13 protein-coding genes and 1 pseudogene are annotated in these 25,097 nt (G+C 43.7%); 3 read left to right on the plus strand and 11 right to left on the minus strand.

The features are described from left to right. Positions 1-5: 5 nt before the first annotated feature. Genes L0P88_RS01255 through L0P88_RS01265 form a run of 3 tightly spaced genes read right to left on the minus strand, consistent with a single transcriptional unit; the run spans position 6 to position 6,344 of the window. Positions 6-1,676: an alkaline phosphatase family protein gene (locus L0P88_RS01255; RefSeq protein WP_247132833.1), complete on the minus strand. Its 1,671-nt coding sequence runs from the start codon at positions 1,674-1,676 to the stop codon at positions 6-8. An 8-nt stretch (positions 1,677-1,684) separates the two neighbouring features. Beyond that, complete coding sequence (locus tag L0P88_RS01260; protein ID WP_247132834.1) at positions 1,685-3,136, minus strand: SusD/RagB family nutrient-binding outer membrane lipoprotein; 1,452 nt, start codon at positions 3,134-3,136, stop codon at positions 1,685-1,687. A 19-nt stretch (positions 3,137-3,155) separates the two neighbouring features. Beyond that, positions 3,156-6,344: a SusC/RagA family TonB-linked outer membrane protein gene (locus L0P88_RS01265; RefSeq protein ID WP_247132835.1), complete on the minus strand. Its 3,189-nt coding sequence runs from the start codon at positions 6,342-6,344 to the stop codon at positions 3,156-3,158. Between the two features lie 284 nt (positions 6,345-6,628). On the opposite strand from L0P88_RS01265, the gene L0P88_RS01270 reads away from it, so the two are divergent. After that, positions 6,629-7,195 carry a helix-turn-helix domain-containing protein gene (locus L0P88_RS01270; RefSeq protein WP_247132836.1) on the plus strand — a complete coding sequence of 189 codons (567 nt, stop codon included), beginning with the start codon at positions 6,629-6,631 and terminating at the stop codon, positions 7,193-7,195. Here the strand turns inward: L0P88_RS01270 and L0P88_RS01275 are convergent, their stop codons facing one another. The 8 genes and pseudogenes from L0P88_RS01275 to L0P88_RS01310 all read right to left on the minus strand — a co-directional run bounded on the left by L0P88_RS01275 (position 7,196) and on the right by L0P88_RS01310 (position 19,488). Continuing rightward, a complete protein-coding gene (locus L0P88_RS01275; protein WP_247132837.1) occupies positions 7,196-7,873 on the minus strand; it encodes a phosphonatase-like hydrolase in 678 nt (225 codons plus the stop codon). It lies immediately after the preceding gene. Positions 7,874-7,883: 10 nt separating this feature from the next. After that, positions 7,884-9,037: pseudogene (locus L0P88_RS01280) on the minus strand (TIGR03364 family FAD-dependent oxidoreductase). Further along, positions 9,021-10,313, minus strand: a complete 1,293-nt coding sequence (locus L0P88_RS01285; protein ID WP_247132838.1) for a DUF5690 family protein — start codon at positions 10,311-10,313, stop codon at positions 9,021-9,023. The pseudogene L0P88_RS01280 and the gene L0P88_RS01285 overlap by 17 nt, the downstream one beginning before the upstream one ends. Positions 10,314-10,612: 299 nt before the next feature. After that, positions 10,613-12,433: an alkaline phosphatase gene (locus tag L0P88_RS01290; protein ID WP_247132839.1), complete on the minus strand. Its 1,821-nt coding sequence runs from the start codon at positions 12,431-12,433 to the stop codon at positions 10,613-10,615. Between the two features lie 201 nt (positions 12,434-12,634). Beyond that, entirely contained in the window at positions 12,635-14,392 is a 1,758-nt protein-coding gene (locus tag L0P88_RS01295) for a RagB/SusD family nutrient uptake outer membrane protein (protein ID WP_247132840.1), read from the minus strand. 16 nt (positions 14,393-14,408) lie between these two features. Continuing rightward, positions 14,409-17,708, minus strand: coding sequence for a SusC/RagA family TonB-linked outer membrane protein (locus L0P88_RS01300; protein WP_247132841.1), 3,300 nt, complete (start codon positions 17,706-17,708; stop codon positions 14,409-14,411). 146 nt (positions 17,709-17,854) lie between these two features. Continuing rightward, positions 17,855-18,808: a FecR family protein gene (locus tag L0P88_RS01305; RefSeq protein WP_247132842.1), complete on the minus strand. Its 954-nt coding sequence runs from the start codon at positions 18,806-18,808 to the stop codon at positions 17,855-17,857. A gap of 119 nt (positions 18,809-18,927) precedes the next feature. Beyond that, positions 18,928-19,488, minus strand: coding sequence for a sigma-70 family RNA polymerase sigma factor (locus tag L0P88_RS01310; protein ID WP_247132843.1), 561 nt, complete (start codon positions 19,486-19,488; stop codon positions 18,928-18,930). 218 nt (positions 19,489-19,706) lie between these two features. Here L0P88_RS01310 and L0P88_RS01315 point away from each other — a divergent pair, with 218 nt between their 5' ends. Continuing rightward, positions 19,707-20,090 (plus strand): HEPN domain-containing protein, encoded by a 384-nt coding sequence (locus tag L0P88_RS01315; RefSeq protein WP_247132844.1) that lies wholly within the window; start codon positions 19,707-19,709, stop codon positions 20,088-20,090. A 26-nt stretch (positions 20,091-20,116) separates the two neighbouring features. Then, positions 20,117-25,084 (plus strand): 2-oxoacid:acceptor oxidoreductase family protein, encoded by a 4,968-nt coding sequence (locus L0P88_RS01320; protein ID WP_247132845.1) that lies wholly within the window; start codon positions 20,117-20,119, stop codon positions 25,082-25,084. Positions 25,085-25,097 lie beyond the last annotated feature (13 nt).

A 25,097-nucleotide genomic window follows, 5' to 3' on the forward strand; every position in this document is an offset into this window, starting at 1 on the left:
GCTGTTCAATTGGCTTTTGTATAAAGTTTATTGGACGGTATGATCTGTTTGGGCACATTTGGCCCCTTATAACGTACATCCAAATGGTAACCGCCCCCGCCATTGTAGAACTCCACCCTTATGAGGTGCTTCCCTTTTTCCAGGTCCAGGCTTCCGCTTCGTTCGAGCACACCATGATTACCATCGTTATCAACAAGAAGTAAGCCATTGACATACAATTTACTACCATCATCACTATTGATAAAGAAAGTATACTTGCCCGAGTAATCTACTTCCAGGTGACTTTCCATCACCAAGGCCACCTGTTCTTTCCTTGCCGTGTTTCCCAAAATTCCGACATGTGAGAAATCATCCACTTTTCCTTTGAAAACAGGACTTAGCACTTTGAATTCAGGCAAGCGTTCCATTTTATCGCCATGAAAGACCTCGTACATCACAGGAGCAGGTTTGGTTTCAGGGATAAGTCGGAAATTACCTTCCGAGACCGTACTTTGGCTTTCGTTTTCCATAAAGACCGCTGCCTTGACAACCGTTGTCCGACCAAGATAAAACGACATTCCATACACTTCGCTTTCAACAGTCGGTTCAGTGGCATCCAAAGTAAAGTGAATGGTGCCGTCATTATTCGGGTTTTGCATTTCTACCTTAGCGGAGTCCGCCCTGAACACACCACCCGCAGGGGTAAAATGGCCAGTGCTGGGCAAAATCCGGGGAGCCGTTATCATTTCCTTTTTTTTATACCTGATTACGGGTTTTTCATTTCCAATGAAAGCCCCTTTTACCGGTCTGCCGATCCATGACTGTGGTTGTTCCAAACCCGCAGCATAAGCTACGGTCGATGCATTGTCAAACTGGTAGACCGTTTCCTCGATGGTATAGCCTTTTTTGATACCTGCGCCATAAAGTATAAAGGGAACTGTCATTTCCGCAGGGCTTTCGCCCCCGTGACCATAGCCCAATCCACCATGGTCAGAAGCTACGATGAACATGGTCTTTCCAAAAATTCCGACTGCCTTGGTGGCGTCCACAATTTCCGATATCAAGGAATCCGCCTTTGCTACGGAGGTGTAGTATCCAGAACTGCCATGCCCCACTCTGTGCCCGGCATGATCAACATGATCTAAGTGTACAAAGGTGAAATTTGGACGATGTTCTTTAATGTAGGCCACGGCATCGGTGGTAGTGCCATCTTCGTGGTCGCCGTTAATGTCAAAAGCAACATCTGTCTTTTCAAAGAGTCGGCCAAAGTCGTCCCAGTCATAAATAGCGCCCACATGGGCTTCCGGCGTCTGATCGTTGTACAGGGTGAAAATTGTTGGAAAAGTTCCTTCTTTGGTCACAACTACCGGAGGTAATTTGTGGTCATGCTTTTGCCAAGCATTGGAGGTGATACCATGATGCTCCGTATCTGCTCCCATTAGCATACTGGCCCAATTGGGACTTGAACTTGATGGGAACACCGAACGGGCGTACATTGTAGCGGCGCCGTTGGCAATCATGGTATCCAGCATTGGGGTCTCAGCTTTTTGAATCCCATCCGGACTCATACCATCTACCCCGATAACAATTATGTGTTCAATTTTGTGAAGTTCGGTAGTGTTCTTGGATGAACAAGACCATAGGAATAGAATTCCTATGGTCGTTGCCATACCTACTTGAAAAAAATGCTTAAACACTGTTCTTTTTAATTTTCCCACCATCCTTTAGTATTAATGTCATCCCCTCCAAATCTTGAAACTGCCGCCTGATAATTGTCCCCATTCAATGTTTGTTCGGAATCCGGGTATAAAAACCTTACGGGAACCCTATCTGCATTGGTGTTGTTGAGACCAGGAACGATTGCGGAAGGAAAGCCAGTCCTTCTGAAATCATACCAACCTTCCAGGCCAACCAAAAAAGAGGCCAACCACTTCTGTGTAATTATAGTCTCCAATTCCCCATCATATGCCACACCTGGCTGGGTCAAATACGAGGGAACATCTTGATCTACGCCCCAATATTCAAAGGACAGGCGAACACCTTCATTATAAAAAACCTCCGCCTCCCCACCGCTCAACAACCCTCTTTGAAAGGCTTCGGCAAAGATAAAGTGCACCTCGGCAGCCTGAATAATTGCCGCTTTTACGGAATTTGGACTATCGTAAAAGAAAGCTTGGTTCAAACGGGAAACATTACTTGCCCCACCATTGAAAGTGGAGGCCGCATCCTCACTTAACCCATTTGGTAAACCTACAAAAAGTGTTGGATCGTCCTCCGGGTTATCGGTAGGTTGAAACCATGCTTCAAGACGGCCATCATTAAACTGCTTTAAAGTTGCTTCACTGGTCTCGCTCATGCGATGTTCGTCAAAACCACCAATTCGTCCTGTACTAATTGGCCATGAATCAATTTGGGTGGAAGCTGGATAGACCATGGCCCCATTGTCCTCATTGGTGGCAATAAAAATACCGGAATCCAAAATTGAGGCCATCTCTATGGAAACAAATCCCCCTTCAAGTCTATTTGACGCGCGCATCAAATAACGCAAGCGAAGTGAGTTGGCAAATTTTCGCCATTTTTCAATATCACCACCATATAAAACATCTCCTCCCAATATTGGTTGACCCAATGCCAATTGCGCCTCTGCCGTACTCAAATCAGTCAAAATACCTTCGTAGATATCTTCCTGTGTATCATAAGCCGGGGTAAAATTCCCTTCAATACCCCTAATTGCCTCAGAAAATGGCACATCACCATAATTATCGGTAAGGTTTGCAAATACGTACGCCCTAAGCGTAAGTGCGATACCTTCGTAACTGGTATTTCTACTTTCTTCGGCCCTGGCATTTTCAAGGATGATATTTATTTCCGGAAGTATGCCATAGTAGGTGTTCCAAAGACCTGACTCCGATCCCCAACTATACCGATCAAAACCGGTAAAGTTGATTTTAGCGGTCAATTGTGCCACGATATTTCCCCTGTCCCATCCGCTAGCATCAGCTGCAGTGGTCGCCAAAGTGGAAATGACGGTTGACAACAACAAATCTGAACTGACCACTTCTGGCTCGTTCGGGTTGGTGTTGATTTCCTCAAAATCGTCCGTACAGCCAAACAAGGTCAGAAAGGCAACTGCACCAATTGTTATATACTTTTTCATTTTCTTAATCCTATACTATTTAGAAAGTTACGTTTATATTAAATCCATAGCTTCTGGAGCTCGGTAAGGCCATGTCCTCCACCCCGGGAACAATGGTACCTCCATTGAACGAGATGGTCTCGGGGTCAAAATGGGGGTTTTCGGTCCAAAGGGCAAGGTTTCTGCCCACAAGGGCAATGTTCAACGATCGTATAAAAGTGTCCTTCAACAAATTTTGTGGAAAGCTATATCCCAGCTTTACTTCCCTCAATTTAAGGAAGCTGGCATCGAACATGCCTATCTCCTCATTGCCGCGGTTGTATCTCCACCAGTAATAATCACGACCGCTCAAGGTAACATCATTAGGTCTATAGGAACCATCGGCATTTTGAATGACCCCTTCTGAAACAATACCGGTTTCACGGCCAACTGCCGTAAAATCCATTAAACCTGAAGTGCCACCGATCAATACGGTCCTTGACATGATCACCCCACCTTGTCTCCAATCAAACAGAAACCCAAGGTTAAAGTTTTTATAGGAAAAATTGTTTTGCCAACCCAAGGTGAAATCTGGATTGTAATTTCCCAGTTTTTTGAGGTTTGGATCCCGCAACGAAAAACCGTTTTCGTCATGGACCACTTGCCCGAAGAACTCACTATCAGGGTCATCCACGGTTACCAAACCCGTACCATAAACATCGCCCATTCTGCCACCTACCCTGGCTTGAACGCTCAAGTAGTTATTGGACATCTCGTAGGTATTGATCCCATCGGTCAATTCCTTTACCTCACCACGCGCACTGGTAAAGTTCATTGATGTGTCCCAACTGAAATTATCCGTTCGGATTGGATTGGCATTCAAAACAATCTCAATACCTTGATTTTGAATTTCACCCGCATTTATAATTCTGGAATTGAATCCTGAAGTATTGGCAACGGGTAAAGTTAGGATTTGGTTCCTGGTGATTGAGTTGTAATAGGTAATATCCAACCCCAATCGATTGCCAAAAAACCGAATGTCTGCCCCTACCTCAATGGAATTGGCCTCTTCTGGTTTTAAGTTTTCGTTTCTAAGCACGCTCGAAGCACTTACCCTTTGAAAGTTTCCAAAGGGTTCGTTAAACCCAAAAGTGTTCCTGAGCGCATAGGGATCGGTATCGTTACCAACTCTTGCCCAACCGCCACGCAGCTTTAAGAAAGTGAAAGCTTGGGGTAGTTGAAACATGTCCGATAAAATGGCACTCAGACCTACTGAAGGATAGAAATAAGAGTTATTATCAGCAGGGAGTGTACTTGACCAGTCATTTCTCCCCGTAACATCCAAGAACAACATGTTCTTGTAGGACAGATTGGCAAAGGCATACAGGGAATTTATTTTTCGTTCATCATTAAATTGGGTCTTCGCCAATGGTTCGGCAGCATTCTGGAAATTGTAGATGCCCGGAACCGATAAGGAATTGGCACTTATCCTTTTGTACCTGTTCTCCTCCTTCCTAATGTTACCCCCAAGGGACGCCCCAATTGTAAAATCCCCATCGATCTCTTTATTATAGGTCAACAGGAAATCAGTATTCTGTTCCTTAAAGAAAATATCGTCTTCCCTATATTGACCGCGCGCAAAACGTTGGGTACTATATGCCCGTCTTCCTGTTCTAAGTTCACTAAAATAATCAATCCCCGTCCTGACCATTAACGATAGGTCCTTAGTAAGGTTGATATCGGCCCTTGCATTACCAAAAATCCGATGCTTGTCAAACCCATTGGTATTTTCAAACATGGTAAAGAAAGGGTTATCATGCCAGTTGTAGTTGTAATTGAACTGTTGCCTACCTTCCAATCCTGGTTGCCAGTAGTCACGAAGCGAATCCATATTGATCTGACGCCCAAACCAAACCCATAGGTACATGATGTTTTCTGTACCGTAAGAGTTGTTCGGTCTGTTGTTGCTACTGCTGTTAACGTAGTTAATGGATGATGATACCCTTAACCAATCCGCAAGGTTGTAAGCTCCGCTTAGCGCATAGGTCTTCCTGTTAAAATCCGTGTTTGGAAGTATCCCTTCATTATCCAAATTGGTGAGGGACAACCTAAAATTACCTTGCTCGTTACCTCCGGTCAATGAAAGGTTAGTGGTTAATGTCCTTCCCGTTTCAAAGAAACCATCTTCAATATTTCCGGGGTTTGCCACCCATGGAGTCGCAACAATCTCATCTGCAAATGTCCCATCGGGATTTCGGGGCCTTACTGCAAAGTCCCCCGCCCTAAGACCGCTAGTGGTAGGGCTGTCATGCTGGGCAATCAATTGGCCATTTAAAGCAGGGCCCCAACTTTCATCAATATTGTCATTGATACCACCACCAAAACCATCGCCAAATGCAAATTCACCCCCTGCACCTTGACCGTATTGGTTCTGGTATTTTGGAATTCTCAGGGCATCTTCAAAGGTGATATTTTGTGTAAAGCTAATTCCCAAACCTTGCGTTCTTGAACCCGATTTGGTAGTCACCAAAACCACACCATTCAAACCCCGTGATCCATACAGGGCAGTTGCATTAGGGCCTTTAAGAATGGAGATTGATTCGATATCATCAGGATTAATGTCCGCTGCTCCATTTCCATAATCGGTCTCAAGGTTACCTTCTGCCCTGTTGCTGATGGTCCTATTGGTAATAGGGATACCGTCAACAACAAAAAGGGGCGAATTGTTTCCGGGTATTAATGATCCTTCACCCCGGATCACTATTCTTGAAGTTGAACCAACTCCCGATCCACCACCTGTTACTTGAACACCCGCAACACGACCGGCCAATGAATTGGTCACGTTGGTCTCGCGGGCAGTAACAAGATTTTCGTTCTTGACTTCTTGAACGGAATATCCCAACCTTTTCTTTTCCCGTTCAATCCCAAGTGCCGTAACCACAACCTCATCAAGGTTTTGGGCATCCGGTACAAGTTGAATGGTTGCATTTGATTGATTTGCTACATCAAATTCCTTTGTGAGATAACCCACATAAGATACCAAAAGAATTTCCGAACCGTCCGAAAGTTCAATTTCAAAATTGCCATCAAAATCCGTGGCAACACCGGTGTTGCTACCTTTAATAACAACCGAAGCTCCGGGCAATGGTACGTTGCTTTCGTCAACTACCGTTCCCGTAAAAGTTTTTTGTGCCAACCCGACAAAGCCTACCAAACCCGTAAACAATGCGAGCACTAATGTTCTCTTCATTTATTGAGTATTTGTAAAATTTGGTTAATTATTTATAAACAAATATCATCCAAGAAATTCAAGGCAGGCTTCTATTGATATTAAAAAAAATGTAGCTTTAGGTTAAGCTATCGAACCAAAAGTTATCTTAATATTATTTACAAATATTCAACAATTATGATATCTTGCAGAAAATGAAAAGGTTATTATTTTACTGTTTAACAATGAATTACTAATCATTAAACGATTTTAAGAACCAAAAGGAATATTACTAAAAGTAAAGTGTCAAAAAAATCATAACCATTATGGAAGACTACCTTGTAGGGATAGGAAAACGAATAAAAGCGATCAGAAAGAACAATCAAAACACCATAAGTGATATTGCCATGAAAGCTGGGGTCACCTCTGGGCTAATTTCCAGGATTGAAAATGGAAGAACCATTCCTTCCCTACCCGTTTTTTTGAAAATTGTTGACGCATTGAACATAGAGCTACGGGATTTTTTTGACGGCATGCCGCATACCAATGGGGCAAACTTTTTAGTGGCAAGAAAAGATGAAAGTACTTTAATTGAAAAGGAAGATGAAGCCATTGGCTTTACCTATAATTACCTTTTTGGAAAGTCCCTGAACTCCGTTGGTTTCCAAAGCGTGCTGTTAGAGGTACAACCCGGCTCAAAACGGGATAAGGTTACTACCGATGCCTTTGAATTTAAATATGTGTTGAGTGGCGAATGCCATTATATTATTGACGACCAAGAAGTACTACTATATGAAGGTGATTCCATCTTTTTTGATGGCAGAATACCCCATGTCCCTGTAAATAAGGGAAAAGTGACCTCAAAAATGCTGGTCATCTATTTCTTTATTTGATCAGAGTACTTCTTTGAGCGCGGACAAATTGTCCAAAATTAAGCTGGGTTCGGCGGTCTGTAATTGCTCGCGTGTCTGTGCTCCAGTCAATACACCGACAGTTAATCCACAATTGGCATTTTTGCCTTCCTCGATGTCGACGACAGAATCGCCAGCTTTGAGCACTTTTGAAGCATCCTCTATTGCAAACTTTTTCATGGCAAGTTGAATCATCTCCGCAGATGGCCTTCCAACTTTCACATCATCTGCAGTTATTACATCGTCTACATGTTCCCCTATTTGCCATTCCAGTTTTTGAAGTAGTTTTTGGGCCGTCTTTTGGTCATAACCCGTGTTTAAAACCACTTTTATCCCTTTGCTCCTAAGATGCTTAAAGAGTTCTTCCACACCCTCGTAGCTGGTAACGTCCATATTGTCATACGCCAATTTTAGATCTTCCCTAAATTTTTTAAATATTTCATCTATCAATTCCGAATCAACTTTATTGAGGCTAATTAAGTCAATGATATGTGCAATTGCATTTCTTTTTTCCTTTCCAGCGCCGTGTTCCAAAACCATCTCAAGTGATACATCGTACCCGGCGTCCTTCAAGGATTTCTGAACTGTCTTATAAACAACATTATTTTCATTGACCGTTGTTCCGGCCATATCAAAAACGGCCAATTTAATTCCATTCATTATTTCTTGATTAATTAAGTATGGTAGCAATATTTTTTTTTGAAAAGCCCGCACTTCCCGTCATCCCTTTTCCTCCTATCCCTGTAATGATATGAATATCCGCATCAATGGTTTTTTGGAAAATATCCTGGGTTTTACATTGTGCATACATGCCGTACCATTTTTTCTGTATTCGTACGTAGGTAATTTAAAAATCTTTTTAGCCTCCTCAAGTATAAAGTTATCGATATCCATATCAATATCGAAACTTAGTTCATCCATGTTTTTGGCATCGGCATATTCGTGGGAATCCCCTATAATAATGGAACCATCAAAGGCTTGCTTGAACAGGATATGCACCCCCCATTTTTTGTGCAGCGCATCTTCAGGTTCCTTGGATGTTATTAGTGCGTAGGAAGGACATTCCTTAAATGCCTCATATCTTCTTATGGACCATCCTGTTAAAATTGAGCCTTTAAGTTCAAAATTCTGTTGCGGCTTGGTTTTCATCATCTGAAGTTTGGACACCTCCAAATCGCTTTTCCAAAACAGTTCAGGATAAAGGTTCTTAAAATCGGATCCATTGCAAATAATTGCTTTTGATGCTTTTAGCCGTTCATTTGCAGTGTTACTTACTTCGACCAAATCATTTTTTTTGACACAATCAATCACCAAAAAATTGGTTTTAAAAGTCAGGCCCAAAGCTTCCACCATATACTGTTGCAATCTATGGATCATTATCCTTGGCTCCACGGTAACTTCTTCCGGAAAAAATAGCCCAGCGGTCACATAATTACTTTTAAGGCCGGGATACTTTTGAAGACATTCCTTTTTGGTAAGCATTTTTGAGGTGTATCCATTGGCGTTGTTCAAACTTCTCAATTCAATCAACAATTGTTCTTCATCGTCATCCGATGCCAAATAAACAGTGCCCTCCTGACGGACCGAAATATCAAATTGCGCCTGGATTTCCTTATAAATGCGAAGACTTTCCCTTCCTAGTTTTTGCCATTTGGAATTCATTCCCGACGGAACAACTTGACCAAAATTTTGCGTGGTTGCCCCCCTGGGCATCCGGTCCTTTTCCAACAGACAGACCTTATATCCCTTTAAAAGGGCATGGTAGGCGTGGAAAGTACCTAAAATTCCACCTCCAATAACAATGACATCAAATTTTTGTTCCATGAATCATGTTGTTTTCCAAATGCATCATCCTGTGCTTATTCTTTAAATGGATATAGGAAACAATGGTTATTAGGGTTCCTACAATGGCCACAACGTAAGTGCCATAGACAAAAAAGTTCAACCAAGAGAGTGATGCCTGTCCAAAATTTTTATAGAGCAGGACCAAAATACTTCCCGCATAACCGAATGCATCCGCGATATAAATCAAAAAACCGGAATTGCCCTTAATCCTGAACGCAGCAATGAAACGGTCAAAGAAGAGGCAATTGAAGGGAACATAACAGATATACACTCCAAAACCTGTGCTTACCATCCATATAAAAGGATTTAAAAGCCCTAGTTGAAAAAATAGGGTCGAAAATGCTAAGACAACTGTTCCCAATAACAGCAGTAAGTGATAGGTGAACAGTGCCCTTAAATTGTTTTTTATGTAAAAAACCAATCCAATCATCATTAAAACGACCACGGCAATGATAATTTCAGAGGTGGAATACACCGAAACATCACCTTTATAACCAACGCTATCCCATAGTTCCCTGGCAAAATTGTCCCTGAAATCCCGGAAAGCGGTCAACAGCGTATAGAAAAAAACCAAAATGAATAGGGCAAAAAAGTATTGCTTCACCAAGCTTTTTCTATCGTTCTTGGTCATGGGAATTCGTTCTACCCTTAAGTTTTTATCCTCTGCGTTTGGAAGGGGAACTTTGCCCAACCACCAACCAAATAACAACAAGGGTCCCACAAAGAGCAACCCGGTAACCGCCGGCATTAAAAACTCATCAACCCCCCAATGATTCATTACAAAGAGACCTACGGATTTAACCACCCCGCTTGAAATGATAAAACTTGAGGACAAGACCACTCCCAATATATCCGTGAACTTTCTTCCTTCTAAAAAGGAAAAGACAATTCCCCAAATCATTCCTAAGGGCAATCCGTTAAAAAACAGAAACAGAATATTATAAGGTTTAGGCACGATAGCAAAAAGCACCAATGCCAATTCTGCCGACAAAATCAATACAAAAAGATAAAATAGCCTTTTGGAAGATCGCAGCTCAGAAATGAACTTAATCCCAATAAATTTTGACAACGCATATCCCAAAACCTGGGAAATCACCAATAGGATCTTATAATCAATATCCAAAAAAGTAAGACCTTCAAATGTTCCTACGGTAAATGGCTTCCTAAAGGCGTACATGCAAAAATAAGTTCCAAATGCTGCCAAGGATGCATGCAGAACAAAAGTGATGTTGGTACGTCTTTTAATAGAAATCATTTGTATTTTTTTACTAATATTAAAAATACTATCCAAAAAACATACTTTTTTTGAATATATATAAACTTTTAAAGGTTATCTAATTGTTAGGAAACATTAAGGACCTGTTTAAGAATTTGTGATTGGAATTGTTACAGGCCATTTTTAGCGCAGAACGAGGCACGATATAGCAAAAGCTATGGGCGAGCCGGGGGAATGGAAAGGGATTACCGCAGTTAGTAACAATGTGCCGTACAAACCAGCCAGCGGGCTCGGTAAACCGGTTTACCATTGAAGGTTCTGGACCCAAAGCCATCAAATTACTTTTCTGGAAACAATGCCCCTACTATTTTATTAAAAATTTCGGTGTTCTTGTACATACCGCGAAAACTATTTGACTGAGGCCCATAGGCAAAAAGGGGCACTGGTATCCCTGTATGATCGACCGTAAGAAAATCTGCCTGCACGGTACCACTCGCCATATCACCACCCACAATGCCAAGACCGGATGTTTCATGATCTGCGGTTACTATTACCAATGTATTTTTGGAAGCATCGGCAAAACGTAGGGCCTCGGCAACGGCAAGATCAAAATCAAGCATTTCCCGAATGATCTTTCCAATATTGTTTTCATGGCCCCCGCTGTCTATTTGAGCACCCTCAATCATCAAAAAAAAGGGTTCTTTCCTTTTATCCAAAACCTCCAGGGCCTTTTTTACATTTTTAAATAGATCACCTTTTCTTCCTTCTTTCAAAGCAGGTGTTTTATGTTCATCCAAATATATGGCGGTAGGCTGTTCAAAATCGTGAAGTTGTTCCAGTACCTGGGTCTTAAATTTCTTTTGGATCGTGGTTTCTTGGGATTGTCCCCCAGCAATAAAAAAATCAAGTTCGCTATTGCCTAAATCCCTTAAAATTCCCTGGCTATCGTCCCGCTCGGTTCTATGCGCATAGAAAGCGGCTGGTGTGGCCCCATAGATCTTATCGGTCGTTATAATGGCAGTATTGAAACCCTTCCCGCCGGTAAGCTCAACCAAACTTTGCAGTCTTCCGCCATTGGGGTCAACACCAATGGCCCGATTGTCCGTTTTTGAACCTGTGGCCATTGCCGTTGCACCTGCGGCTGAATCCGTGATGAGATCGTCATAGGCCGCAGTTGTCACCAAGCCAATATCCCTAATCCCCGTCACGGTAAGTTCGCCATGATTGGCAATCAAGGATGCGGCTATTTGGGCGAGGCCGTTCCCATCGCCTATCATAAGTATCACATTTTTGGGCTTCGCTTTTTTTGGGATACCATACTCCGGCAAATAGGTCGCTATTGGTGTTTTTTGTCGGTACGTATTACCATCCATTTGGTTTAGAAAGGGCACAGCGCGTTCCGGTCTATCCGTATTGATATAGTCCACTCCCAGTTGGGCCAAGCGGGCCCAGGCCGTTTTAGTATCCGATGTTGCCCAAAACCTAAAGGGTTTATTGAAACCATGGACTTTTTTAACGATTCGCTTTACTGCTTCCCATTCAGATTCCACCAGACGTCCATAACCATTCCAAACTGAATACCTTCCAAAGTCAAGACTGATGAGTGCTACTTTTTCCAAGGGTATTACATCGAGGTTACTCAAATCCTGATGATCGAACAGGACAAAACCAGGGTATTTTCCATAATCGTCCGGTTTGGGTCGATTACCGGAAACCACAAAACGAATTTTATCACTGTCCAGGAGAGTGGGATACTTCTCTAGGACCTCGATCAATTTGTCCAAGGTGGTATACGCTTCGGACTTTATATCCACAAGCAACTGTAATTCCCTTAGTTCATTGGATGTTGCCAAGGCCTCCAGTTTATCCAAATAAAGTTTCTCCAAGGTTTTTGTTGAAACTATTTCGTGTTCTTCGTGTGCCACGTAAAGGGATGCCCCCTTTAAAAAAATATCCACTTCAATGGAAGCGGCCCCATTGACATAGGCATTCCAAAATGGAAATTCCTGTTGGTAGTCGTTATGGGAATGTACCTTATAGGTGGTTTTTTCCTGTTTTGCCGTAGGCTGGGCATAGGTACAAAGTGACAGCACAAAAAATAGTATGGCGAATGGTTTCATTGTACCCGTATTGCTATTTGGTCCGTTTCTTTTTCCCATTAAAGTATTTTTTGTCCATTGGTGTTAGCCGATCTTTGGCCAAATCCAAATGAAAATTTACGGCGGGGTCGCCATTCAATTGCAAAAATGAAAATCGCATAAATCATCATTGAAAGGAACAAATAAAAGGGTGGCAAACCTTATCACGGCACCACCCTTTTAGACAAACTAACTTAAACTAACTGCTAACTGTTAAACGCATTAATATCCTGGATTCTGCTCTAAAAAGCCATCAATTCCCGACGCGGCATCCACAGCACTTTGTGGAATGGGGAACAACCTTTTGTTGACATCCGTATTTGTTTTCTCCGTCCAGGAATCTTCGTATTTTCCAAAACGGATTTGATCCCCACGCCTAAAACCTTCCCAATACAACTCAAAACCACGTTCACGGAAAAGGATGTCCAAATCCAGGGAAGTCAACGCCTCTGGGGTCTGCTCCGGACGGGCAGTCCTTGATGTCCGTACGGCATTGACATCGGCCAAAGCACCGGCTGCATCCCCATTTCTCAGTTTGGCTTCGGCACGCATGAGATAAATCTCGGCCAAACGCATCAAGACCAAATCCACACTACTAAAATCATTTCCGTCAGGGGAGGTCCGACTAAACTGGTATTTGGAACAGCGGTAGCCTTTGTTGTGCAGGGAACCTTCATTTGTAAAATCAATATCAAAGGTATGGTTTACGTAGGCCACGTCACGATCTGGACCACTTCCCCGGGTTAGTTGGACCGGATAAATCCGTACCTGCCCCCCATCACAGGTCAAAAAGGCACCATCGTCACCCTTTCGGGGTCCCCATTGAATTCCCCGTAGAATACCCCTATCCATTTCAAAATCGTCTGGATCGATGCAATAAAAGCTGTTTTCAGTTTCTGTGGCAATTAGTTTTTCACGATTTTCAAAGTCTTGCAATTGTGCGTCAGGAATTAGTGTATTCCGTTGGTAGAATCGTGCGTCGGCCTCAGCAGGATCGGTAGCTCCGTAGGCATCGAACCAGGTCTGTACAAAATCCGAGGTAAAGGCAGGTCCATCCGTACCATCGGCCCTTGGGGATTCCGGTCTTGGAAACATATCCCCGGCTATGGACCAGTAGGCCCATCTGCTGTGTTCATCTTCCAATTGACCTCGTTGGTCCAATGCAAAGATGAGTTCTGGGTTACTGTTGTTGTCATCGTTGAACAGGTCAAAGTATTCGGGCGATAAGGCAAAGTTTCCGGAATTTATGATATTATCGGTGTACCTAATGACTTCGTCCATATCCCCAGCGGAGAAATTTGGTGTTCCATAGGGATCACGGTATACTGCCGCATTAAGATGTAACCTGGCCAAAAGCCCCCAAACCGCCGCTTGGGTCATTCGGCCAGGGCCCCTGGTGGCATTGATGACATCCACAACGGCCAATAGCTCACTTTCAATATAGTCCACGGCATCCTGGCCCCGTAACACTTCGGATAGTTCTGCGGATGACTCTTTTCTAAGTACCACTCCCCAACTGTCCAACAACAATATATTTAGATAGGCCCTCAAGGCCCTCATTTCGTGCAATGCCCCTTGGGCTTCATTATCCCCGTTTTCTGCCAGTGGTTCCAAGACCTCAATGGCCGCCAAGGTCCTGGATATATTTATGGTCACCTCGTTCCAGCTATCGCCAATGAGGTCATTGGTAGGTGTCATGGTATGGGCATGGGTAGCGATAAACTTCCCACCATCAAACCAGTCGGTTCCGCCACGAAAAGGCAGGATACCCTCATCTGCAGCTAGCAGTTGCAAGCCAAAATAACGCGTATGCAGCCAAACCCGGGAAACATAACCATAAGCAGGGGCAATGGACCCGCTAACAAGTTCCGCTTGGCCCCCAAATTCGGATTCGTCCAAACGTTCTTCCTCTAAATCCGTACAGTTCCAATGTAACAAGGGGCAAAAAGCCAAGATTGTGATTAAGATTCTATTTTTCATTTTTATACAATTTTTATTAAAACGATACATTTAGGCCCAATAGCAAGGTTCTGGGCGCGGGATAGGTAAAACGATCGATTCCAAACGTCTGGATTCCATCCACATTGTTCCCGGTATTGATTTCGGGATCAAAACCTGAATAATCGGTAATCACGAATAGGTTCTGTCCCGTCAACGTAAAACGAATATTGTTCACCCATTCGTCCAGTCCTATTAATTGCGGGTTCAAGGTGTAGCCCAAGGTGGCATTGTTCAACCGTAAGAAGTCGCCATCTTCCAGATACCGGGTGGATACCTCGTTGGAATTGCTGAGATCTTCATTGGGAAATTGAATCGCAAAATCGGTAGTGTTCAAGCTTCTGCTTAGTTGACTATTGGAAAAGATGGTCATTGCCGTATGATTGTAAATCTTATTACCGGCAACCCCGTTAAAATTGATGCCCAAATCAAAATTTCGATAATTGAAATTTAGGTAAAAGGCATAGATAATGTCCGGTAGTGCGCTGCCAGCGGCAATCCGGTCATTGTCCAAGGATTGGCCATCCCCGTTCACATCCCTAAATTCATTTAAGCCATCGTCCCCTATCCCTATGAATTCTTTCATAAAGAAGGTTCCTGCCGGTTCCCCGTTGATATACCCATTGATCGTAGCACCTGTTTGACCAGCTCCTACGGCACCACCTGTGGTCAAGACGGCAAATGGGGAGTTTTCTATTTTATTATCGGTATAGGCGATATTGCCCCCAACATTAAAAATGAAGTCCTCACCAAAACTTCCCCTGTAATCCAGGGAAAATTCAAGCCCATTATTGATGATTTCCAAATCCGGGACATTGGTCCAGATTCGCTCCGTAGGTTGTATGGGATCGGTCCGGTTGGCAAATAGGACAACGTCCGTGACCACTTTGTTGAAATAGTCCAGCGCACCTGTGATTTTGTTGCCAAAAAGGCCAAAGTCCAAACCAATGTTGGTTTGGGTGGACACTTCCCATTGAAGATCCGGAAATGCGGTACGTACCGGTACGGTGCCAAAAGGATAATCGTCCAAGGTTACTTCGTCACCATCAAGGGGATAGGTATCATCATCGTCCCTGGAGTCCACAAAGCTCGCCAAGCTTACATTGCTCGGAATCCCATCCTGATTGCCCGCCTGGCCCCAGCTTGCCCGCAACTTTAAATTGCTGAACAACGTACTATTGGCCATGAAATCTTCGTTGCTGATGTTCCAACCCAGTGCCACAGAAGGGAAATACCCATATTTGTTGTTTTCCCCAAAGCGGGAGGAACCATCGGCCCGCATAGTGGCCGTAAACAAGTATTTGTTGGCATATGAATAGTTGACCCTTCCAAAAAAGGATTGCAGTTCATTTTCAAATGCCCGGGAATCCAATCTAGTGGGCAAATCTTCCGTACTGATCTGGTCTTGGAACCGAGGTTCGATCCCATTATCGGCAAAACCATCCAGTTCAAAGGTTTTTTGCTCCAATCTCGTTTCCTGATAGGAATGTGCGGCCAGTACGGTGATATTGTGCTTGTCCTTATTAAGGGTATAGGTCAATGTGTTTTCAACAAGGGTATTGGTGTTTACGGTCGCCGTTGTATTTAAAAAACCGTCTTCAAAATCTTCCAATCGCGCAAATGGAAGTCGCTGTACATCCCGATTGGTTGAAGCATAATCCACACCCAGATTTAACTTATATACCAATCCCTTAACAATTTCAACAGAAGGGGAAATATTGGCCAAAATACGATTGGTATTGGCCTCATCCATAAAAATTCGACTGCGCTGAACAGGATTAATACGTTCTTCCAAGAAGGTGGGCTCCCCATCGGTAAAAACCGGTATGGTAGGATTCAATTCGAGCATGTCCCTTGCTATGGCACGATCATCTGGCCGTTCATTTACCGTTCTTGAGGCCGTTAGGTTCAAATCCACATTAAAACGTCCCTCAAGTGCCTTCTGGTTCAAATTTACACGGCCTGAATATCTTGTTAATGAACTATTGTCAAAAACACCTTCCTGATCGTCCACCCCTACGGATACGAAATAAGAGGACTTTTCGGCAACACCACCACTCATGGAAAAATTGACGTTATTGGAAATACCTGTTCTGGTCAGTTCATCCTGCCAATCGGTATTGCCTCCAAAATCTTCCAATAAACCGCCCACGGCAACCACCTGCTCCCTAAATTCATTGGCACTGAAGACGTCCATGGGATTGGCAATGGTAGAAAAGGCCGTGGAAACCGACAAATTCATTTCCGTTTTACCTGCTTTCCCTTTTTTTGTGGTAATCACTACAACACCATTCGCGGCTCTTGCTCCATAAATTGCCGTGGCAGAAGCATCTTTCAGAATATCTATGGATTCTATATCCTGTGGATTAATAAAATTAAGGGGGTTGGCATTGGCGGCCACTCCTATTCCGGAGTTATCAATGATAAAGCCGTCTACCACAAAAAGCGGGGTGGTTCCGGCACGTAAACTTCCCACACCCCGGATAATAATGTTCTGAGCGGCTCCGGGTTCACCACTTACATTGGTGACGTTGACACCGGCCACTTTGCCCTGCAAAAGTTGTCCTGGGTTGGCTACAACGCCCTTATTGAAGTTTTCACTTTTTACCGAACCAATGGCTCCGGTTACATCCGATTTGCGTTGCACACCATATCCCACAACGACCACATCGTCCAATTGAGTGGCATCCTGAACCAATTGCACGGATAGCGTGGATAGTCCTTGTACTGAAATTTCTTGGGTGGTATATCCTATATAGGAAATCTCAAGAATCGCATCATCGGCAACATCAATGGTAAAATTCCCATCAAAATCGGTCGTTGTTCCGTTCAGGGTTCCTTTTTCAAGGACCGAAGCACCTGGTAATGGTACCCCATCCAAATCGGTAACTTTGCCCGTTACCGTTCTAAAAGCTATTTCGACAACACTAATTATGGGGGATTTTGGTCTTACATCTATTGATATGGTTTCATTGATTCTTCTAAAAATAAGATTGGCATCCTTTGCCATAAGCTCTAAAATGGAACGCAGCGAAACATTTTGATACGCAATATCATAGGTGTTTTCCAATTTTTTCACTTTTCGGTCATATACAAAGGTGAAGTCGGTCTGCGATTCGATCTCATTTAATACTTCTATGACCGTAGCATCCTTTACGGATAGGTCTACTTTAAAATTTTCCAGTTTTTGCCCTCTGGCGTCGGCTGCAAGTGCGGGGTTCAAAAGCGCCAGGAGTATTAGAAAGCAAAATACGTTGAATGTCAACTTAATGAATTGTTTAATCGTTAGCGAATTCATAATTTCACATAATGTTTGATGGTTGTAATTAGTTATAATCGTTGGACTGTAGGCAGTCTGTTGTCGCTCGCCAAAGTGTTACGGACTGCCTCTTTTTTTTACACTACTCTTTATCTCATACGTCTTTTTTTGGTTTGGGTTATGCTTTAATCGTTACAACTTCCTTTGATCAGAATCTTATTGTCCCCCAGATATTCGTATGCCATGCCCTTTTTAACATGCTTAATACTTTCCAATACCGTGGCCAAGGTTTGATTGTCATAGGTCGCCGTGATATGGCAGTGTTTTAGTTTTTCATTTTCAAAAACGAAGCTGACACCATACCATCGTTCAAGAACCTCAGCAGTCTCGGCCAGAGTAGCATCGTTGATATGGATAATTCCATTTTTCCAATCGATATAGGGATTTATTTCTACTTGAAAAGTGCTCAGGGTTTTATTCAAATGGTTAAAAACGCCCTGTTGGTTTGGACTAATAAAGACGGTACTAGCTGCAGAGGCAATCTTTACTTTTCCCGTGGCCAAGGTGACAGCCACTTCCTCTTTATCGGGATACGCATTGATGTTAAAGGATGTTCCCAATACAGTGGTGGTTACATCCCCCGATCTTATCACAAAAGGCTTGTCCCGGTTTTTGACCACATCAAAAAAAGCTTCGCCTATAAGTTCAACTTCTCGGGAATTCCCCTCAAAACGTTCTGGAAAACACAAGGTACTTCCTGAATTCAAAACAACTTTGGTTCCATCGGCCAAGGTCACATTCAGTTTTTGGCCCCAATCCGTATGCTCTACAATTTCAGCAATGGGTTCTTGTTGGACCTCGTTATGTGACCAATTGTAGGCCACCATACCAAAACTTATGATCAATGCCCATGAAGCGGCAATCCGCAACCATTTTATAGATTTCGTTTTACCCCTTTTATGGATGATATGGGAAAGGTTTTGTTTTACTCTGGCTTTGTGGATCTCACTTTTGAAATTGACTTTTTCGTTTTTTGATAAAAGAATACCATCAAATTGCTCCAAGAGTTTCTCTTCCGCTTCCGTTATTGTTCCATTTTGGTATTTCTCCATTAATCCTTTAATGTCGTTTTCCGTCATTGTGCGTGTCTTACAGTAACAAGTACCAAAAGCACTTGCCAACGCACACGGAAAAATGAAGGCTTAATAGTATCTTAAAGATTGGCGGTTTTTGTTAACCTTAACCTAAAAAAGGGTAGCTATAGGAAAGAAAAAAACCTCACTATGGTCAAGTCCTTTCGAAGCTTGCGAAGTGCCAAGGATATTTGGTTTTCAACGGAACGCTGTGAAATATTGAGTTTCTTGGCAATCTCTCCATTGCTGAAATTATTGATACGGCTTAATTTAAACACCTCCTGGCATCTTTTTGGTAAGCTTTCGATGGTACCATTTATTCGTCTGGACAACTCGATGCTATCTTCATGTTGCTCTACATCCGGGGCAATGAAAATCGAGTGGGCCGCTTCAATCTGGGTTTCATTAAATTTTCTGTCCCGAAAATAATTGTAGCAACGATAGCGTATGGCTTTATAGAGATAGGCCTTAATATCATGGACATCCAATTCCTGTTTTCGTTGCCAATAATCCGCCCATACATCCTGGACCAAATCCTTAGCTCTGTGGTCATCCATAAGCATTGATGCGGCATAACCCATCATTGGCTCCCATAATAGGTCAATTAGGGCGTTAAATGATTTCCCGTCCGAGTTTTTAATCCCCTCAGCCAAAAATCCTACGGCAACCTTAGCATTATCTTCCATCTCAATTACATACAAATAACATAAATAATTGAGTACACCGATATTATAATATTGTAAACTTTATAGGGCATTAAGAAAAAAGGATCCACGATGCATGATCCCTTTTGGCAATTTGTTATTCCTGATAAATATCATAAAATGAACACATTGGTTTCCATAATTTTAATGATATCCCTACGTCTTCTCTCAGGTACCTGTCGTTAATTAAAAGTTTTACCATGCACGTAAATCAAAGTAAAATCAAATTCGAGCAAGCCGACCAATACCTTGAAGCTGCCCAAAGCGAATTGTACCGCCCCGTTGAAGATGTTGTTCCTTATATGGTATGTAGAAGCGCTCGCCATGCCATATCCCATTATTTACAGGGGTATCTGTTACAACACGGCATTGAACCCACCGAAGGGGCTTCCCTAAAGACCTTACTGGAAAAATGCCGAACAATCGAGAGTACGTTCGATAGTCTCGATTTGAGTCCTATAACATTTAACAGGGATGATGAATACAGTGCAGAATTCCACGAGATGAAAAACTGTATTGAATTAGCCACCGTTGTAAAACAATTGGTTCGTAAAACAGGCCCTGTCAGTGAAACAAATCCATGAAATAGTACACCGTTAATTCCCGCGTTATGAGCAAGTCAGTATTGCAGAAAATAGCCCAGCCCAAAAAATCAACAACAACCAAAGGCACCAAATCCTCCAAGCACAAATACCCCGGTAAACCCGTTGCCATGGATGGAAATTCGGCCGCGATCATGTGTGAACGTGAATCCACGGATGCCGCTGGTGCCTATCCTATCACACCTTCGACCCAGATGGGGGAATTTTGGGCCGATGCCGCTGCCAAGGGACATCTGAATATTTCGGACAAACCTTTGATATTCATTGAACCGGAAGGTGAGCATGCCGCGGCGGCAGTAACCGCAGGCTTGTCGATGACCGGTTTACGTGCATCCAACTTTTCATCCGGTCAGGGCATCGCTTATATGCACGAATCGCTCTATGCAGCCGTAGGAAAACGCCTGACCTATGTTTTGAATATTGGCTCACGGGCCATGACCAAATCGACCTTGAACGTACATGCGGGGCATGATGATTACCATGCTGTGGACGACACCGGTTTTTTCCAAATGTTTGCGAAAAAGGCACAGCATGTTGCCGACCTCAATATTATTGCGCATCGCATTGCAGAATTGGCACTTACCCCCGGTATTATTGCCCAGGACGGTTTTTTGACAACGCATTTGATCGAATCATTTCTTTTACCAGAGCGGGAATTGATCAAAGAATATTTGGGAAGACCTGATGATATCATCGAAACGCCAACACCTGCCCAGCGTATTATTTACGGTGAAACACGTCGTCGCATTCCGGAATTGTGGGATGTCGATAACCCCGTAATGGCTGGTATTGTGCAGAACCAGGATTCCTATATGCAGAGCGTGGCCGCGCAACGCCCATTTTTCTTCGACCATATCCAGGAATTGACAGACCGGGCATTTGAAGAATATTACGAACTCACGGGCAGGCGGTATCAACGGGTGATGACCTACAGGGCAGATGACGCCGACTACCTGATTTTAGGTCAGGGAAGCTTAGTGCCCAGTGCGGAGGTGGTTGTGGATTACCTGAGGGAAACACGGGGAATAAAAGTAGGGGTGGTGGACCTGGTGATGTTCCGTCCCTTCCCCGCAGATCTACTCGGAAAAATAGTAAAAGGCAAAAAAGCGGTCACCATATTGGAACGTCTGGATCAGCCATTGGCCGTTGATTCTCCAATTACGCGTGAAATCCGGTCCGTTTTGAACAAATGTGTCGAAAATGGCATCAACAAAAAACAGCATCCCTATCCTGAATTGACTTCGTATACCCTATCCGATATGCCCGCTATTTATTCGGGTTCATTTGGTTTGGGAAGTCGCGACCTGCAACCCGAAGGGCTCATCGGAGCCGTGGAAAATATGTTACCGGATGGAAAACATAAAAAAAAGTTTTACCTGTCCATCGATTTTATCCGAGAAACCCCGCACTCCCCAAAACAAAAGGCCTATCAGGAAACCATAGTGGAATCCTATCCGCAGGTTAAGGATTTGGCCATTCGAGGTTCGGAAAACCCAAACCTCATGCCAAAGGATGCCATCACCGTCCGTTTCCATTCCGTTGGGGGTTGGGGAGCAATAACCACGGGTAAGAATATGGCGATGACCTTGTATGAGCTACTGGGGTATCACATTAAAGCGAATCCAAAATACGGTTCTGAAAAAAAAGGACAGCCAACCACCTACTATCTCGCAGCAGCTCCCGAACCTATTCGAGTCAATTGCGAATACTTCTTTGTCGATGTTGTTTTATCTCCCGACCCCAATGTATTTAAACATACCAACGCACTGGCGGGACTAAAAAAAGGAGGTAGTTTCATCATTCAAAGCGATAAGAAAACACCGGATGAGGTGTGGGCAGAGATTCCAGAACGCTATCAAAAGGTAATTATCGATAAGGAGATTTCCTTATTTTATATTGATGGATTTAAAATTGCTAGAGAGGAAGCCACCGATCCCGAACTACAGTTACGCATGCAGGGAATTGCCTTTCAGGGCGCCTTTTTCTCAGCTTCCCCACTTCTGGAAAAATCCGGATTATCAGACGAAAAATTGTTAAAAGCGATAGAGGACCAATTACAGCAGAAATTCGGATCCAAGGGGCAACGTGTTGTTGATGATAATATGCGCGTGGTAAAACGTGGTTTTGATGAAGTACATGAAATTACCAATAAGGTATTGGGTGCTGGACACCAGGACAAGGCAGGCAGTAATGGCCAGGCCGTCCCAACCATTCCAAGTATGATGAAAAGGATTCCACAGAGTGAATCACAGCTTAGTGACATTCATCGTTTTTGGGAACAAACCGGTAATTTCTATTTAAGGGGCATGGGAAATGATAATCTTACCGACCCCTTCATAGGCCTGAGTGTAATGCCTGCCGTTTCATCGGTATTCCGCGATATGACGGGAATACGCTTTGAACACCCGGAATGGGTTCCCAATAACTGTACGGCCTGTGGGGACTGTTATACCGTTTGTCCGGATACGGCCATACCTGGACTTGTAAGTGAAGTATCCGACGTTTTCGATACCATTGTGAAACGCGTTAAAAGGAATCACGGAAAACTTGAGCATTTGCCCAGGGCCGTCCGCAAAATGGAAGGCCATGTGAGACAACTGTTTTCCGCCTCAAAAAATGGAGCGACGGTCAATGATTTTATTCAGCATGCGATTGATATGACCATTGACGAGTACGATGGTGGTAGCGAACTGACCAAGGAGTTTGATTGGTTCAAAGAAGAATTGGGTGAATTTAACTTCGCCCTGACCAGACCCTATTTTGATTTGCATGAGAAAAAACAGGAAAACAGTGGAGGTTTATTCAGCATCACCATTAACCCGAATACCTGTAAAGGTTGTATGGAATGTGTTGCAGTTTGCGACGATGAAGCGCTCATTACGGTACCCCAGACGGAAGGTTCCATTGCCAAACTCAACAAAGAGTGGGATTTGTGGATGGACCTACCAAATACACCGCAAAAATTCAATCGTGTCGATGATCTTGAAGAGAAAATCGGGCCATTGGAAACCATTTTATTGAATAAGGATGCGTATCTGAATTTTGCCAGTGGTGATGGAGCCTGTTTGGGTTGCTCCGAGAAATCCGTAGTGCATTTGTTCATTGCCACAGTGGAGTCGCTCATGCAGCCACGTATTGAAAAACACATGGCATATCTAGAGGAATTGACGGACAAACTGGAAAAACATATCCAGGTGAAGTTGATGAACCCTGTGGATTTGACGGATTCGGATACCATGTCCAAAATTGTCTCGGAAATGCAGAACTCCGATCTGACCATGGCAGAAATTACCCGAAGGTTGGAATCCGAACATGGGGGGGAACCCATTGATCAGGAATGGCTCCGCAATGTGACCCAACTCCTGGCCAAATTGAAGAAACTGAAATGGAAGTACACCAATGGTACTACAGGTAAAGGTCGCTCCAATATGGGGATGCTCAACTCAACGGGATGTACCTCCGTTTGGGGCAGTACCTGGCCCTTTAACCCGTATCCATTCCCATGGGCCAACCATTTGTTCCAGGATTCCCCCTCTATGGCCATGGGCGTTTTTGAAGGGCATATGTCCAAAATGGCCGAGGGCTTTAAGGCCATACGCATGGCGGAATTGGAGCTTGAGGGAAAATACGATGCAACCGAACATGACGATTTCTTCACCTATTTCACCTGGCAACAGTTTACTGATGAAGAATGGTTGCTTTGCCCACCAGTGGTAGCACTGGGTGGGGATGGTGCCATGTACGATATCGGTTTCCAAAACCTCTCCCGCTTAATGGCCTCGGGAAAACCCATAAAGGTGATTATTGTGGATACCCAGGTATACTCCAATACAGGAGGTCAGGCCTGCACTTCCGGATTTATTGGTCAGGTTTCGGACATGGCCGAATACGGAAAGGTCTGGAAGGGAAAAAGTGAACCCAGAAAGGAAATCGGTCTTATTGCCATGGCACACAGAAATACCTATGTCCTGCAAGCAACACTGGCCAATACAAGCCAAATGATCGAAGGTTTCATTGATGGCCTAATGACCAAGCGGCCGGCTCTTTTTAATCTCTATACTACCTGCCAACCAGAACACGGTGTAGGGGACGATATGGGGGTGCATCAGGCAAAACTTGCCGTAGAATCAAGGGCATACCCTATATTCAAATACAATCCCGATCATGGAATAAAAGCTAAGGAAGCCTTTGATCTGTCCGGCAATCCGGCCATGGATCGGCTATGGCCAACCTATGGCTTGAAATATCTTGAATATGGACAGGAACGTACCATGGAATTACCGATGACCTTTGCGGACTTTGCCCTCACGGAAGCTCGATTTAGAAAACACTTTAGAAAAGTTCCCCGTAGTGCCTGGAATGAGAATATGGTGCTGCTGGCAGACTTTTTGGAATTGGAGGAAAGCGAGCGGGAAGGTAAGTTCCCTTTTATCTGGGCCGTGGACAGAAATCAAAAACTCAATCGGGTATTGGTAGCGAAACCAATTGTGGAGTCTTGCGAAGAACGACGGGACTTCTGGTTGATGTTGCGTGACCTCGCCGGAGTGGAAATGGAAAAACCCCAGGAAGAGGACCTGGAAGGTAGAATACGAAGCGAAGTGGTAGGAAATATTGCCCAAGGTCTGATGCAACTTGCCGGTGGCAATGGGGAAAGCATTGTGAAAATGGCCATGGGACAACCTACCCCAACGGATGTGACGGTCGAGGAAGCGGCATCAAGTAGGGACTATTTGGCCCCATGGTTGGAAACGGAGGAATGTACTTCATGTGACGAGTGCATAAAGCTCAACCCGAATATTTTTGCTTACAACGAAAACAACAAGGCATACATCAAAAATGCGAAGGCAGGACCTTATGAAGACCTGGTAAAAGCAGCCGAAAAATGTACCGCGGGTGTCATCCATCCGGGATTGCCCGCAGAACGATCGGCAAAGGACATTGAAAAATGGATAAGTAGAGCTGAAAAGTTCAATTAGTGTACACAGGGCA

It is taken from the genome of Muricauda sp. SCSIO 64092 (assembly GCF_023016285.1).
GTDB lineage: Bacteria > Bacteroidota > Bacteroidia > Flavobacteriales > Flavobacteriaceae > Croceivirga.

Coding starts and splice junctions, on each gene's coding strand:
- L0P88_RS01290 (WP_247132839.1), bottom strand. CDS start 12,433: ATGGGAAAAAGAAACGGACCAAATAGCAATACGGGTACAATGAAACCA.
- L0P88_RS01270 (WP_247132836.1), top strand. CDS start 6,629: ATGGAAGACTACCTTGTAGGGATAGGAAAACGAATAAAAGCGATCAGA.
- L0P88_RS01320 (WP_247132845.1), top strand. CDS start 20,117: ATGAGCAAGTCAGTATTGCAGAAAATAGCCCAGCCCAAAAAATCAACA.
- L0P88_RS01310 (WP_247132843.1), bottom strand. CDS start 19,488: ATGGAAGATAATGCTAAGGTTGCCGTAGGATTTTTGGCTGAGGGGATT.
- L0P88_RS01295 (WP_247132840.1), bottom strand. CDS start 14,392: ATGAAAAATAGAATCTTAATCACAATCTTGGCTTTTTGCCCCTTGTTA.
- L0P88_RS01300 (WP_247132841.1), bottom strand. CDS start 17,708: ATGAATTCGCTAACGATTAAACAATTCATTAAGTTGACATTCAACGTA.
- L0P88_RS01265 (WP_247132835.1), bottom strand. CDS start 6,344: ATGAAGAGAACATTAGTGCTCGCATTGTTTACGGGTTTGGTAGGCTTT.
- L0P88_RS01305 (WP_247132842.1), bottom strand. CDS start 18,808: ATGACGGAAAACGACATTAAAGGATTAATGGAGAAATACCAAAATGGA.
- L0P88_RS01275 (WP_247132837.1), bottom strand. CDS start 7,873: ATGAATGGAATTAAATTGGCCGTTTTTGATATGGCCGGAACAACGGTC.
- L0P88_RS01260 (WP_247132834.1), bottom strand. CDS start 3,136: ATGAAAAAGTATATAACAATTGGTGCAGTTGCCTTTCTGACCTTGTTT.
- L0P88_RS01285 (WP_247132838.1), bottom strand. CDS start 10,313: ATGATTTCTATTAAAAGACGTACCAACATCACTTTTGTTCTGCATGCA.
- L0P88_RS01315 (WP_247132844.1), top strand. CDS start 19,707: ATGCACGTAAATCAAAGTAAAATCAAATTCGAGCAAGCCGACCAATAC.